Origin of the sequence: Bradyrhizobium ganzhouense, assembly GCF_049949285.1 — a bacterium.
GTDB classification, from domain to species: Bacteria; Pseudomonadota; Alphaproteobacteria; order Rhizobiales; family Xanthobacteraceae; genus Bradyrhizobium; species Bradyrhizobium ganzhouense.
The window spans coordinates 6,134,106-6,147,581 of the sequence record NZ_CP181318.1; the positions used below are offsets into that span (position 1 = coordinate 6,134,106).

A 13,476-nucleotide genomic window follows, 5' to 3' on the forward strand; every position below is an offset into this window, starting at 1 on the left:
ACCACTGACATGCAAGCGCTCCACACCGCTGCGACCGGAATGGCGGCACAGGAACTGAACGTTCAGGTGATCTCCAACAACATCGCCAACCTGCGCACCACCGGCTTCAAGAAGCAGACCGCGGCGTTCCAGGACCTGATCTACGAACACGTCCGCCGCGTCGGCGCGCAGGCCTCGGACCAGGGCACTATCCTGCCGGTCGGCGTCGACATCGGCGGCGGCGTCAAGACCGTCGGCACCCCCCGCAGCATGACGCAAGGCACGCTATCGCAGACCGGCAACGACCTCGATCTCGCGATGTCCGGCGAAGGCTTCTTCAAGATCCTGATGCCCGACGGCACCTACCAGTACACCCGCGACGGCACGTTCCAGATGGACAACCAGGGCCGCGTCGTCACGGCGCAGGGCAACCCGGTGCAGCCGACCATCACGATCCCGAACAACGCCTCGGGCATCACCGTCAACGAGCAGGGCCAGGTGTCGGTGACGCTGCCGGGCTCGTCGAGCAACACCATTCTCGGCCAGATCGGCGTGACCCGTTTCATCAACAAGGCGGGCCTGCAGCCGGTCGGCAGCAACCAGTTCACCGAGACGACCTCATCCGGCGCACCGCAGGACGGCACCGCGAACTCCGAAGGCTACGGCAAGATCACGCAAGGCAGCCTCGAACAGGCCAATGTCGACGTCGTCTCGGAGATGAGCGACCTGATCGCCGCGCAGCGTGCCTACGAGATGAACGCCAAGGTCATCAGCGCCGCCGACCAGATGATGCAATCGACCACGGCGCTGTTCCGCTGAGGTGATGACCATGATCCGCACCACGCTCATCACCCTCTCCGCCCTGCTCGTGCTGGCACTGCCGGCGCAGGCCGCCGACGACGGCATCGCCGTGCCGACGCTGCGTGCCAGCGTCACCGTCACCTCCGACGTGGTGCGGGTCGGCGACCTCATCGAGAACGCCGGCTCGGCCGCGCTGATCGCGGTCTATCGCTCGCCCGATCTCGGCACCACCGGCGCGCTGCCGGTTGCCCAGGTCCTCGGCGTGCTCCGCGCCAAGCAGGTGATCGGCGTGATGACCGGCGACATCAAGGAGGTCCAGGTCACGCGGCTTGCCCGCACCTTTGCCAACAAGGATCTCGAAAACGCGGTCGCCTCCGCGCTCGAACGCCGCTTCGGCCTTGGCGACGCCGCCAACATCACCGTGACCTTCGACCGCGGCGTTTCCGACATGCGGCTCGATGCCTCCAACACCGGCGCACTGCAGCCGGTCGCGACGCGCTACGACGCCCGCAGCGGCCGCTTCGACCTCGCCTTCGAGATCAACAACGACAGCAACCCGGCGCCGACCAAGCTGCGCTTGACCGGCACTGCGATCGAGACCGTAGAAGTCGCCGTCCTGACCCGCGACGTCGAGCGCACCGAGACGCTGAAATCCTCCGACGTCGCGCAGGAGCGACGGCCCAAGGCGGAAGTGCCGGGCGAGGCCGCCACGCGCGACCGTACCGTCGGCATGCAGCTTCGGCGGCCGATGCGCGCCGGCACGCCGATCCGCGTCGCCGACATCGCCAAGCCCGAATTCGTGTCGCGCGACCAGAGCGTCACCGTCATCTACCAGGTCCCCGGGATTTATCTCACCACCCGCGGCAAGGCGATCGAGAGCGGCGCCGAGGGCGACACCGTGAGCGTCCTCAATTTGCAGACCAAGCGTACGCTGACCGGCGTCGTCACCGGCCGCGGCCAGGTGACCGTGCAGGGCGTCAGCCAGTCCGCACCGATGCCGGCTGCGGTCGAGCAGACCTCCTCGCTCAGGCGTGACGAAGCGCCTGCCCCCGTCGACACCGCAGCCCTCGTCCGGAACCTGGTCCAGGCCCCCGCGTCGCCGGCCCAGATCGCAGAAGCCCAGATCCCGCAAGCTCGCGTCTCGCAAGCTCAAGCAAAGTAAGAGTTAGTCATGTCCGCTTTCAGTTCGGCTTCCCGTCTCCGTCGCGTTGTGATCTCCGCCCTGCTGCTCGCCACTTGCGCGCTGGCCAGCGGCTGCTCCTCGATCGACCGCCTGTCGCAGATCGGCGAGCAACCGAAGCTGTCGGCGATCGACAATCCGACGACAGAGCCCGGCTACAAGCCGGTGCAGATGCCGATGCCGAAGCCGGAAGTCGCCTCCTACAATCCGAACTCGCTGTGGCGCAACGGCAGCCGCGCCTTCTTCAAGGACCAGCGCGCGACCCATGTCGGCGACCTCCTGACCGTGACCGTGAACTTCACCGACAAGGCCAATATCGCCAACGAGACCCAGCGCAGCCGCACCAACAAGGAAGACTCCGGCATCACCGATTTCGTCGGTGCGAAGACGATCACCCAGGTCAACAAGATCCTGCCTGGCCGCATCCTCACCGCCGACTCGACTGCCTCCAGCGACGGCAAGGGCAGCGTGCAGCGCCAGGAAGCGTTGCAGACCAACGTCGCCGCGGTCGTGACGCAGGTGCTGCCGAACGGCAACCTCGTGGTCGAAGGCAAGCAGGAGATCCGCGTCAACTACGAGATCCGCGAGCTCGTGGTCGCCGGCATCGTCCGCCCCGAGGACATCCAGAGCGACAACACCATCGATTCCAGTAAGATCGCACAGGCCCGCATCGCCTACGGCGGCCGCGGCCAGATCATGGACGTGCAGCAACCGCGCTACGGCCAGCAAGTCATGGACGTGCTGCTGCCCTTCTAAGTCTCTCCCGAGCTCCCACATCGTGTTCGCGAACCTAGGCGCGAACGACGATGTACGACGCGGCCCTCGCCAGCTCCCCTGGCGAGGGCCGCATGTATTTTGGCGATCCAGTACTCCGAGGCCTTCGTTGCTGAACCGATACCGCGCGGCGTACTGGATTCCCCGCCTTCGCGGGGAATGACGGCGGAGAGCGCCGCAACGCTTTACGTAAACTCCGCCTCCACCACTCCCAGCCCGTCCAGCTCCATCCGCACCTTGTCGCCGGCTTTCAGCCAGAGCGTCTTCACCAGGCTTCCGGTCAGCACGAGCTGCCCTGCATGCAGGCCCTTGCCTTCGGCGGCGAGATGGTTGGCGAGCCAGGCGAGTGCGTTGTGGGGATGGCCGAGCACGTCGGCACCGGTGCCGTGGCTGACCTCCTCGCCATTGACGATCGCGCGACCCTTGACCGCCTTCAGGTCCGGCACCGACGAGCGCGGCACGGATGGCCCCAGCACGCAGCCGGCGGCAAAGAAATCATCCGCAATCAGCGTTGGCGCGCCCATCGTCTCCCATTTCACGTAGCGGTCGTCGACGATCTCGATCGCGGGATGATAGGCCTCGACGGCCTCACCGACCCATTCGGCGGTGAATGGCGCCTCGCCGGCGGCGAGGTTGCGCTGCAGGCGCACCGCGATCTCGCACTCGACGCCGACACGAACATAGTCGGAGGCCGCGAGCTTGACGCCGCTGTCGTGCACGCTCTTCTGGAACACACCGCCGCCGCAGGGGTGCGGGATGCCGATATAGTCCTGCATCACCTGGCTGGTGCAGCCGATCTTGTAGCCGACCAGCGGCCCGACATTCTTCAGCAAAAGATCGTGCAGCGCGCGCTGGACCTGATAGCCCTCGGCCTCGTCATCAGGCGGAACCTCGAGCGCCGCGAGCGGTGCATGGTTGCGGCGCGCCAGCGCGATCGCCTTTGCGGCTTCGAGAATTTTGTCCATCGGCGCCGCCTCCCACGTTACGCACTTGAGAGCGGCAGTGGAGCATCCCCGCCCGGGCCTGACAAGCGCGGGCGGCTTCCGACATCACGCCTTGACCAGGCCGAGCCGGATCAGGCTCTCGGCCGTGGCGAGGATCGCCTCGTCGTTGGAACGGGGCTGCCACCCCAGCACCGACCTCGCCTTGGCGCTGGTGGAATGCCTGACGCGGCCGAGCATCGGCACGACCGCCTGCAGCAAGGGAATCCGGCTTGCGGCGATCCGGACCAGCCAGTCCGGGGCCTGGAACCGCGGAACCCGGCGCGCCCGCGATCCCAGTTCCCGCCGTAGCACCTTGCCGATGTCAAGGATCGACAGCGTCTCGCCGGAGACGGCGATGAAGCGCTCGCCTTTTGCTTCCGGCGCAATCATCGCCCGCAAATGGAGGTCGGCGACATCGCGCACGTCGACGACGCCGAAATAGACCCGCGGCACCGCCGGCATGGCGCCGTCGAGCAGCGATTTGACGATCTCGATCGAGCCGGAGAAATCGGGCCCCAGCACCGGGCCGAAAATCCCGGCAGGATTGATGACCGACAGCTCCAGCCCGCCGCCCTCGCGCGCGACAAAATCCCAGGCCGCCCGCTCGGCCATCGTCTTGGACTTGATATACGGCTGCACGTCGGCGCCACCGAGATTGGTCCAGTCGGTCTCGTCGAACGGTTTTTCGCGCGGCTTGTGGCCGTAGCCGATCGCGCCCATCGACGAGGTGATGACGACGCGCTTCACGCCGGCCTCGCGCGCGGCGCGCAGCACCCGCAACGTGCCGTCGCGGGCCGGGACGATCATCTCGTTCTCGTCCTTGGGCACGCTGGTCGACAGCGGCGAGGCGACATGGAGCACGTAGTCGCAGCCAGTCACCGCCGCCTGCCAGCCCTCGTCCGCCGTGAGGTCGGCGGTGAAGAAGGCCAGGCTCTCCGGCGACGCCCCACCCTCGCGCAGCATCGCCAGCACATCGGCTTGCCGATCCGGCCGCCGCACCGTCGTTCGCACCGTCGTTCGCACCGTATGGCCGGCGGCCAGAAGCTGCAGGATGACATGGATGCCGACGAAGCCGGACCCGCCGGTGACCAGAACAGTGCTCATAGCCAAATTCCCCTCATTGCGCCGGGTGTGCAAATTGGTTCCGCCACCAGCTTACGGCGTTTAAGGAAATATTGAGCTGGTCTAAGCTTTATGGAGATGCACGCCTCGCAGCGTCGCATGAAGCCTGATCGCGGCGATGCGCGAAGCTGCTGGATCAAGGTCTCAGCATCCGAGTCGACCTCGTTGATGCGACTCGCAAAACCTCCCGCACCTCAAGTGAAGGCTGTTTCTCATGTGAACTCACGTGAGCTTGCAGGAATCGACTCTACGTCCTTGATCCCGATTCATTTTTCGCGATCGCGACGATAAGCGCCATGTCATGGCGCCTGAGCCGGCACCACGACATGACGAGACCGAAGCTGCGCGCCTCAGGCGTAGCCGAGCGCCAACCGGATTGCGGTCTCGACCGGCGAGTAGGCGCCATCGGGCCGCTCCAGCCTGTAGGGCTCGGCGAGAGCAAGCGACGGCTGTGCCATGAAACGCGGCCGCGTTCCCTTGTGCCCCTGCGCGGCATGAACCAGGAAGGGATGGCAGAGATAGACGGTGCCGACAGCACCGGTCGCGAACGCAATGGGACAATCGGCTCCCATCTCGTCCAGCAGCATGCGCGCCCTGCCCGCCTCGCCCGCCGGCGCAAGATAGCGCGCCATCGGAACATGCGAGCCGACCCGGATGCGTGTCGGCGCATCGTCGTCGCTGACGTCGCAGAACAGGAACAGGAGCAGCAGCGCCCGTCCGCGCGAGGTGATGTTGACGCGCCAGGCCGAGAAGTCGCGTGTCTCGTTCGGGTCGCAATCCGCGTCGGGAAAGCTGAGATCGACGTGCCAGCCGGCATCGCCGGGATCGTCCGCATGCGGAAAGCGCACCGGAATGGTGCCGATGTCACGGCGCGGACGCCAGCGTCCAGGTCCGACGATCTGGTCGAACGCCGCATGAAGGACGGCCGTATTGATGGCGTCCCGGAACGGGGGATCGCCATAGCCCGGCAACCGGATCACCGGCCGCGTCCAGGTCGACGGGTCGTCCTCCCTGCACGGCAGGTCGCGCCACATGATGGCACGCGCCGCCTCCGCCAAATCGCGGGGAAAAGCATTATCGATCCGGACGAAGCCTTCGCGAATGAATTGGTCGATTTGCGCGTCGTCGAGCGCGCGGGGATTGGCAGTCATAATGTCTCTCAATTGCTCGCCAGCCCTCATCATCCGCTCGTTGCGGAACCGGCCGGCTCGATCGGTTGGGAGTCCGCGAGTGGAACTCGCGGGACGCGATGCCTCCGTGGTGGAGGCGCCTGCGCTCAGCCCAGGAAGAAAACCGAAGCGATATTGAGAGTGCAAATCATCATGGCGGCGCGAATCTACGCGCCAAAGCGGCGGCGCTCAAGCGCCGCCTTGCGTCCATATGCCTCCACATTAAGAACGGGGCGCCTAACCCTTTGAAAAATCGGGACGCGACGCAGAAAGAACGGGGCGGAACTGATCGTAAGAACGAGTCGATTGGGGGACATCTGATATTAGCGGCGAGTCGCAGCTCATAAGCCGTTGATTTACCTGGGGTTGCCCCTGCTGAATTTGTCTGTTCTGGGATACTCGGCAAGACTGCGGCGGGTAAGTCGCGGCCGTCATGTTCGACATGTCGATGATCAACGGCGGCATCATCGGCATGCCGATGTGCGAGGAGTCTGTTGGGCTAGAGAGACCGGCCCAAGGTCGAGATATCGTCCCCGCCCAAGCTGTTGCGCAGGTCGACCGCTTCCCAATAGGACGACGGCGCCGGAATGCCGCTCCGTCGCTCGATCTCTATGTCTGCGTTCGGATAGGTTAGCCGCGCGCCGCGCGGGTCGTCGTCGACGAAAGCGTGCGTCGACGCCCAGAGATTGATGGTCTTGTCGAGGTCGGGAGAGGCGATGGCGTCGGTGATCCGCTGCGCTTCCAAAAGTGCGCGAACCATTGGCGCGCTGCGCGACAGTAACTGCTTGCGCTATTCCGGCACGCCCGCCTTTCTGAGCCCATCCAGAATGTCCTCGACGCCGCGGCGATATTCCGGGTCGGTCGATAAGCCGTAGACGAACTGGCGATAGAGCCCGATCGAGAAATTGGGACGCTTCTTGCTCAACTCCGCGTACACCTGACGGGCCTCCTCGAGCTGTCCCGCCGAGCCATAAGCCGACATCAGGCTGACCCGAGCGTGCCAGAAGGAGCCGTTCAAGCCGACCGAACGCCTGCATTGCTCGATGGCGTCTTCATACTCGCGAAGGTGCAGGTGCACATTGCACAGCTCCCACACATAAACGAATGCAGCAGGGTCTCGCGGACTGGTGCGAATGGCGAGCTCGGCCGGCTGGGCCGCTTCGCGGGGCCGCCCGGACATGATAAGGGCAAACGCCTTGCCCGCATTGGCGGGATGGAAGTTCGCGCGGATTTCGAGCGCGGTATTGAATTCTGCCAATGCCTGCGCCGGCCGGTCAAACAGGAGAAGGTTTCCCTTGACGGTGTGAGCCCTGTAGCTTCCCGGACTCCTGGAAAGGGCCTTGTCGATCAGCTCATTCGCCTTCGTCTTGTCCGCGAAAGGGTACACCGACCATCCGAGGATCAGTTCAGTCACGATGCATCCCGCCTTCCCGATCATGGCCTCGACGTTGTCGGGGTCGAGTTGCAGCGCCTTGTCGAAGAGCTCCGCGGCTTGCGCCGTGCTGGTCTGGGACAATTCTCCGAGCTGCCTTGCCAGACCGCGCATGGTGAAGTCGGCCGACGCCGGATTCTTAGAGCGCTCCACCTCGCTGCGGCGGGATTCGGCCAGGACCAGTTGAAGGGCAAGCGAGCGCGACAGCCGCGCTGTGATCTGGTCCTGCAATTGGGGAAGGCTTGCACGACTGCCGTCGAAGCGATCCGACCAAACATCGCCGCCGGTCTGAAGATCTGACAGCGACACGTTGACCCGAACCTGATCGCCGTTGCGTTGCACCGTCCCCTGTATCGCCCAGCGGATGCCGAGATCCGTTCCCAGCTTCTTCAGGTCGACCGGCTTGTTCTTGAAGGTATAGGCCGTCTCGCGTCCGATGACGAAAGCATCGGGTGCCTGCGCGAGATCGGTCGTCAAATCCGTCGTCACGGCATCGGCGAGGTAATCCTGTTCCGGATCATTGTTGAGATTGGCGAAAGGCAGGACAATGAAGGAGAGGCGCGGTGCGATCGCGGGCTTCGGCGCCGGTTGACCCTGGACGACCTTCTGAGCTTCCCGCAAGACGTCAGTACGAACCGTCTTCCAGACATTCCAGTAGCCGACGACGCCGCCTGCAATCGCCCCGATCGCGGCAAACGAGGCCAGCGCCCCGCTAACAAGCTTCAGATGACCTCTGAGGTAGCCGGACCATCCGGCGGGCCGCCACTTCTCCGGTGCGGTCTCGGCGAGGCCGGTGTGAGATGCCGTTTCATCGGCTGACATCTCGGCAAACGAATCTTGCCCGACCAATGCAGGCACATCTGCCGGGGCGGCAGCGAGCCCTGCGGTTGCGGGGGCCCGCTCCTCCGCATGCACCGTACCCACGAAGCGAAAACCCCGTCGTGGCAACGTCTTGATCAGACGCTGCTCTTCGCCGGTGTCGCCGATCGCACGCCGGACGGCGTTCAGCCGTGTCGTCAGCGCCGCATCGGTTACAATCCTGCCATTCCAGATGGCGCTGACGAGGTCGTCCTTGCTGACGACGCAATCCCTGCTGTGGATCAGATATTCGAGTAGATCGAAAACCTGGGGCGTCGTGGGCACCACTTCAGGCCCGCGCCGAAGCTCGCGCCGGTCCGTATCCAACGCATATTCCTCGAAGAAATAGCGCACAGCACCATTCCCCAGGCTCGCGTCAAGGTCGCCCTCGCAACTGCCGCAAAAGATAGGCCTCCGGTAAGGAAAATGTAAGCCGGATATCAAGCGCGCCAGGTCGCGCGGTGGCACCGTCATGGCATTGAAGCTTCCAATGGAGATTGCCATGAGCACGATATTTGACACACGCGAGCTGCGACAGACTGTCGCCTCACCCCTCGTCATTCTCTTCGGGGCATTTTGGGCCGGGTTCCAGGACTGGCGCGCGCAACGGAGGCTGCAGGCCGCCTTGTCCGACCTCAGCGACCGCGAACTGACGGATATCGGCACCACGCGCGGCGAGATCGACTATGTCGCCTCACACCGGGACGCCGATCCCCGCGGTGCCCGCGCCGTCGATCGGATCTGAGACCGGCCGCTTGTGTGACCTAGTTGTACCACGAAGCGTCCGTCGATCACCCGGCTTTGGGCTTGCTGACCTGGGGCCTGTGGGAATATCCGGTCGGCGCGCAAGATGTCCCCCGTCGTCCGACCCGTGGCTCGCGAGAAGATCGGTCGTGTCCCGGAACGAGCCCAGAAAAATCGAACAGGCCGACGCGGTCCGGGATTTCGTCGAGAAGGTCGAGGCGGCGGTCCACACCCGCGCATGAGGTCTCCGCCTCCAGGCGACGGGGAAGGCGCCCCCCTCCGTCACGAATTCGCTCGCCCGTGATGCCTAGTTCATTTCTAGCAAAACGTTCTTCCGCGCGCGCCGAACCGAGTGCGATTGAGAACGTTATTGCACCCACGCGTCGACTGTCGGTTGTAGACGTGCCTTGGCACCAACCGACTCGTTCTTACTGCGCTTCCGACTCGTTCTTTCGGAGGCGGCATAGTCCAAATATAAAGAGCCGCATCTCTGCGGCTCGGACTCTATTCGTCGCGATAGACCTTCTCGCGTTTCTCGTGGCGCTCCTGCGCTTCCACCGAGAGCGTCGCGATGGGCCGGGCTTCGAGCCGCTTCAACGAGATCGGCTCGCCGGTATCCTCGCAATAGCCGTAGGTGTTGTCCTCGATGCGCTGGAGCGCGGCGTCGATCTTGGCGATCAACTTGCGCTGGCGGTCGCGGGCGCGGAGTTCGATGGCGCGGTCGGTTTCGGACGATGCCCGATCGGCGAGATCGGGGTGGTTCACGTTCTCCTCCTGCAGAGCCTGCAGGGTGAGCTTGGACTCTTTGAGGATCTCATCCTTCCAGGCGAGGAGCTTCATACGGAAGTACTCCTTCTGCCGGTCGTTCATGAAAGGCTCTTTTTCGGTCGGTCGGTAGTTTTTCAACTTTTCCAAGGGCGGCCTATCTTCTTAAGCAACGACTCGTGAACGGAACGAAGTCCGTTGAGCCGGGGCTTATATAGCTACCCCATGTGACAGACAATATTTCCTTAATGGCGCGGTTACCGCCCCCAAGCCCTTGCACAGGAAGGTTTATCCTGGAGAGCCCGGGGGCGGCCAAAGGCCTAGTAACCGACCGTGAAGCGCTGCCTCCGATGGACCGGCTTCTCGATCTCGTCGGCGAGCGCGATGGCGTAGTCGGCGAAGCTGATCCAGCTCTTGCCGTTCGCATCTGCGAGAAGCTGATCGTTGCCAAGCCGGAACTTGGTGGTCCGCTCTCCCTCGATGAAAAGCGCCGAAGGCGAGAGGAAGGTCCAGTTCAGCTCCTTTTCCTGCCGCAGCAGGTCGAGAAAGGCCCCACCCGCCTCCGCCTCGGCCTTGTATTGAGCCGGAAAACCCGGGGTTGTGACCAGTTTGACGCCGGGCGCGACCTCCAGGCTGCCGGCGCCGCCGACGACCAGATAGCGCCCGACCTTGGAGTCCCTGGCCGCGCCGATCAGCTTGTGCGGGTCGCTCGCCAGGAAGTGGACGGAACTGATGGCCACATCGTGCCCGGCCCAGAGCTTGGTCAGGCTGGCCTGGTCGAGCACATCGCCCTTGGTCGGCGTGACGTTCGGCAGGCCAGCGATCTTCTCCGGGTTCCGTGCGATGGCGGTGACGCCATGGCCGCGGCGGGACAGCTCCTTGGTGATCTCCGAACCGGCCCGGCCCGAGGCGCCGGCAACTGCGATTTTCATGGAAGGCTCCTTCGCTTCTATAGTAACCAATAGTTACTAGATATCGAAAGGAACGCTGGTGTTAAGAGAGCACTTTGTGCTTACCTGATTACGCAGGAGTAACCGGCGCCCCGGAAACAAGCGCGAGGACTGAGATGAAACCCAACGTCTATGCAGCCAATTGCCCGACGCGCCAGATCCTCGATCGCGTTGGCGACAAATGGGCCGTGCTGATCTTGTTGCTGCTGCGCGAGGAACCGATGCGCTTCAATCAGTTGCGCCGCACGATTGAAGGCATCTCGCAGAAGATGCTGAGTCAGGTTCTCAAGTCGCTCGAGCGCGACGGCCTGCTCAAGCGCCGCGCCATCGCGACCGTGCCGGTGACGGTTGAATATTCGATCACGCAACTCGGCCTGACGCTCGCCGCCGCGGTCGATCCGTTGCGCGATTGGGCCGAGGAGAATCTGAAAGACGTGCTCGCCGCCCAGCGCCGCTACGATTCGCAGCAAAAGGAGGAAGCGGCGTAAGGCCGTTCCTCGCGGGATTGCGATCAGCCCTGCCCGGCCTTGGCCAGCTCGACCTCGACGCGCAGCTCGATCTCGGACAGCACGGAATCGAGACCGGGATCTCCGGAGGACGATTTCAGGTTCGCAGCTGCATCGCGCAGCCGCATCACCGTCGACGCGTCGAGATTGCCGGACAAGAGTCCCATCTTGAGATCGTCGAGTACGTCGAGCGCGGTCTTGCCGCGGACGACCGAGCGCTTGCGGCGCTCGACCGGATCTTCCTCAATGCCTTGCAGCGCGAGCAGCGCATCGATGTTGGCGGAGGCCTTGGGTGCGGCCGCGGCGCGCGTCTCCTGCGCCGACGAGGTGTCGGGAAGCACGAAGGTGCCGGAACTCGTGCGCCTCGCCTGGCTGGCCGGCGTTCCAAGCGTGGTGCCATTCGGTCCGTAGATGCGCATCGAAGCAATCCGGGTGATCGATGCGCCACATTCGCCGCTTTATGGTTAACGGGGCGTAAACGGCCCGGCAAAATCTGCCGGGAGGCGGCAGTTTCGCTCCTGACGGCGAATGCGGGCTGGCGCCAATCGGAAGAGATTTATTCAACCTATTCAAACGCCTAACCCTTCTGCTCCGTGTTGGCACAGCGCTCGCAAGGAAAGCGTCGGACCAGCTCGTCATGGGAGTGTCGCAGATGGTCCGAGATGTGAGGAGCCTCGGGGAGCAGAGGATGCCAGGCGTTCGTTGGGTGAGGATTCTTAGCGGGGTGTTCGGGGTGGCCTGTGCGGCGCTGTCAGCGCTGGCGCTCTCGGCTGCCTCTGCAAACGCGACCTCGCGTATCAAGGATCTCGCCAATATCGAAGGCGTGCGGCAGAACCAGCTCATCGGCTACGGGCTCGTCGTCGGCCTCAATGGCACCGGCGACACCCTCAACAACATCCCCTTCACCAAGCAGTCGCTGCAAGCGATGCTCGAGCGCATGGGCGTCAACATCCGTGGCGCCACCATCCGCACCGGCAACGTCGCCGCCGTGATGGTGACCGGCAACCTGCCGGCCTTCTCCACCCAGGGTACGCGCATGGACGTCACCGTCTCCGCGCTCGGCGACGCCAAGGATCTGCGCGGCGGCACCCTGCTCGTCACCCCGCTGCTCGGCGCCGACGGCAACGTCTATGCGGTCGCGCAGGGCTCGCTCGCGATCTCCGGCTTCCAGGCCGAGGGTGAAGCGGCGAAAATCGTGCGCGGCGTTCCGACCGTCGGCCGCATCGCCAACGGCGCCATCATCGAGCGCGAGATCGAATTCGCGCTCAATCGCCTGCCGAACGTGCGGCTCGCGCTGCGCAATGCCGACTTCACCACCGCCAAGCGCATTGCGGCCGCGATCAACGACTATCTCGGCGTCAAGAGCGCCGAGCCGATCGATCCCTCGACGGTGCAGCTTTCGATCCCGCCGGAGTTCAAGGGCAACGTGGTCGCCTTCCTGACCGAGATCGAACAGCTCCAGGTCGATCCGGATCTCGCCGCCAAGATCGTCATCGACGAGCGCTCGGGCATCATCGTGATGGGCCGCGACGTCCGCGTCGCCACCGTCGCGGTTGCGCAAGGCAATCTCACGGTCACGATCTCCGAGAGCCCGCAGGTAAGCCAGCCCAACCCGCTGTCGCGGGGCCGGACCGTGGTCACGCCGCGATCGAGCGTCGGCGTCACCGAGGACGGCAAGAAGTTCGCCGTCGTCAAGGACGGCGTCTCGCTGCAGCAGCTCGTCGACGGCCTCAACGGCCTCGGCATCGGCCCGCGCGACCTCATCAGCATCCTCCAGGCGATCAAGGCCGCGGGTGCGATCGAAGCCGATATCGAGGTGATGTGATGCAGACCGGCATGCTCAACACCGCGCACGTCGTCACCGCCGCGCTCTCGAACCCCGCCTTCTCCGTGGAAAGCCGCAACGGCCGCCCCGATTTCGAGCTCGCCGCAGCGTTGCAAAAGGTCTCGCCGCAGCAGCAGGCCAAGACCCAGAAGACCGCCACGGACTTCGAGGGCATGTTCCTCAACAGCATGTTCGCGCAGATGACCTCGGGGCTGAAGGGCGAAGGCCCGTTCGGCGACACGCCGGGCACCGGCGTCTGGCGCTCGATGCTGACCGAGCAATATTCCAAGAACTTCGCCAATGCCGGCGGCGTCGGGGTCGCTCGCGACGTCTACCGTACCCTGATCATACAGCAGGCCAAAACCACTCTTCGTACGGCATAAGGTCA

General features: G+C 64.4%; 15 protein-coding genes. 7 read left to right on the top strand and 8 right to left on the bottom strand.

The genetic code is table 11. From position 1 onward, the window contains the following. The first annotated feature begins 9 nt into the window (after positions 1 to 9). The 3 genes from flgG to flgH are packed head-to-tail and all read left to right on the top strand — an operon-like array spanning position 10 to position 2,716. Positions 10 to 798: a flagellar basal-body rod protein FlgG gene (gene flgG, locus ACLFLU_RS28425; RefSeq protein WP_027534779.1), complete on the top strand. Its 789-nt coding sequence runs from the start codon at positions 10 to 12 to the stop codon at positions 796 to 798. 10 nt (positions 799 to 808) lie between these two features. Further along, the gene (gene flgA / locus ACLFLU_RS28430) at positions 809 to 1,942 is read left to right on the top strand and encodes a flagellar basal body P-ring formation chaperone FlgA (protein ID WP_426408062.1); all 1,134 of its coding nucleotides are present in this window, start codon (positions 809 to 811) and stop codon (positions 1,940 to 1,942) included. 9 nt (positions 1,943 to 1,951) lie between these two features. Continuing rightward, positions 1,952 to 2,716 (top strand): flagellar basal body L-ring protein FlgH, encoded by a 765-nt coding sequence (gene flgH, locus ACLFLU_RS28435; protein WP_426408063.1) that lies wholly within the window; start codon positions 1,952 to 1,954, stop codon positions 2,714 to 2,716. Positions 2,717 to 2,919: 203 nt separating this feature from the next. On the opposite strand, the gene ACLFLU_RS28440 is transcribed toward flgH, so the two are convergent. From ACLFLU_RS28440 to ACLFLU_RS28460, 5 genes are all read right to left on the bottom strand, one after another. Then, entirely contained in the window at positions 2,920 to 3,699 is a 780-nt protein-coding gene (locus ACLFLU_RS28440) for a 2-keto-4-pentenoate hydratase (protein ID WP_426408064.1), read from the bottom strand. 84 nt (positions 3,700 to 3,783) lie between these two features. Further along, a complete protein-coding gene (locus tag ACLFLU_RS28445; protein WP_426408065.1) occupies positions 3,784 to 4,821 on the bottom strand; it encodes an SDR family oxidoreductase in 1,038 nt (345 codons plus the stop codon). Positions 4,822 to 5,189: 368 nt separating this feature from the next. Beyond that, a complete protein-coding gene (locus ACLFLU_RS28450; protein ID WP_426408066.1) occupies positions 5,190 to 5,990 on the bottom strand; it encodes a phytanoyl-CoA dioxygenase in 801 nt (266 codons plus the stop codon). Between the two features lie 517 nt (positions 5,991 to 6,507). Then, positions 6,508 to 6,768 (bottom strand): hypothetical protein, encoded by a 261-nt coding sequence (locus ACLFLU_RS28455; protein WP_426408067.1) that lies wholly within the window; start codon positions 6,766 to 6,768, stop codon positions 6,508 to 6,510. A gap of 30 nt (positions 6,769 to 6,798) precedes the next feature. Beyond that, complete coding sequence (locus tag ACLFLU_RS28460; protein WP_426414094.1) at positions 6,799 to 8,652, bottom strand: winged helix-turn-helix domain-containing tetratricopeptide repeat protein; 1,854 nt, start codon at positions 8,650 to 8,652, stop codon at positions 6,799 to 6,801. Between the two features lie 148 nt (positions 8,653 to 8,800). On the opposite strand from ACLFLU_RS28460, the gene ACLFLU_RS28465 reads away from it, so the two are divergent. Then, positions 8,801 to 9,043, top strand: a complete 243-nt coding sequence (locus tag ACLFLU_RS28465; protein ID WP_426408068.1) for a DUF1127 domain-containing protein — start codon at positions 8,801 to 8,803, stop codon at positions 9,041 to 9,043. 503 nt (positions 9,044 to 9,546) lie between these two features. Here the strand turns inward: ACLFLU_RS28465 and dksA are convergent. Further along, positions 9,547 to 9,912: an RNA polymerase-binding protein DksA gene (gene dksA, locus ACLFLU_RS28470; protein ID WP_008142458.1), complete on the bottom strand. Its 366-nt coding sequence runs from the start codon at positions 9,910 to 9,912 to the stop codon at positions 9,547 to 9,549. A gap of 215 nt (positions 9,913 to 10,127) precedes the next feature. Beyond that, positions 10,128 to 10,739, bottom strand: a complete 612-nt coding sequence (locus ACLFLU_RS28475) for an NAD(P)-dependent oxidoreductase (protein ID WP_426408069.1) — start codon at positions 10,737 to 10,739, stop codon at positions 10,128 to 10,130. A gap of 134 nt (positions 10,740 to 10,873) precedes the next feature. Here ACLFLU_RS28475 and ACLFLU_RS28480 point away from each other — a divergent pair, with 134 nt between their 5' ends. Next, positions 10,874 to 11,245: a winged helix-turn-helix transcriptional regulator gene (locus tag ACLFLU_RS28480; protein WP_426408070.1), complete on the top strand. Its 372-nt coding sequence runs from the start codon at positions 10,874 to 10,876 to the stop codon at positions 11,243 to 11,245. 23 nt (positions 11,246 to 11,268) lie between these two features. Here the strand turns inward: ACLFLU_RS28480 and ACLFLU_RS28485 are convergent, their stop codons facing one another. Then, entirely contained in the window at positions 11,269 to 11,682 is a 414-nt protein-coding gene (locus ACLFLU_RS28485; protein ID WP_426408071.1) for a flagellar assembly protein FliX, read from the bottom strand. A 269-nt stretch (positions 11,683 to 11,951) separates the two neighbouring features. Here ACLFLU_RS28485 and ACLFLU_RS28490 point away from each other — a divergent pair, with 269 nt between their 5' ends. After that, on the top strand, positions 11,952 to 13,088 hold the full coding sequence (locus ACLFLU_RS28490) for a flagellar basal body P-ring protein FlgI (protein ID WP_426408072.1): 1,137 nt from the start codon (positions 11,952 to 11,954) through the stop codon (positions 13,086 to 13,088). Further along, positions 13,088 to 13,471 carry a flagellar assembly peptidoglycan hydrolase FlgJ gene (flgJ, locus tag ACLFLU_RS28495; RefSeq protein ID WP_334524508.1) on the top strand — a complete coding sequence of 128 codons (384 nt, stop codon included), beginning with the start codon at positions 13,088 to 13,090 and terminating at the stop codon, positions 13,469 to 13,471. The genes ACLFLU_RS28490 and flgJ overlap by 1 nt, the downstream gene beginning before the upstream one ends. The last annotated feature ends 5 nt before the right edge of the window (positions 13,472 to 13,476 follow it).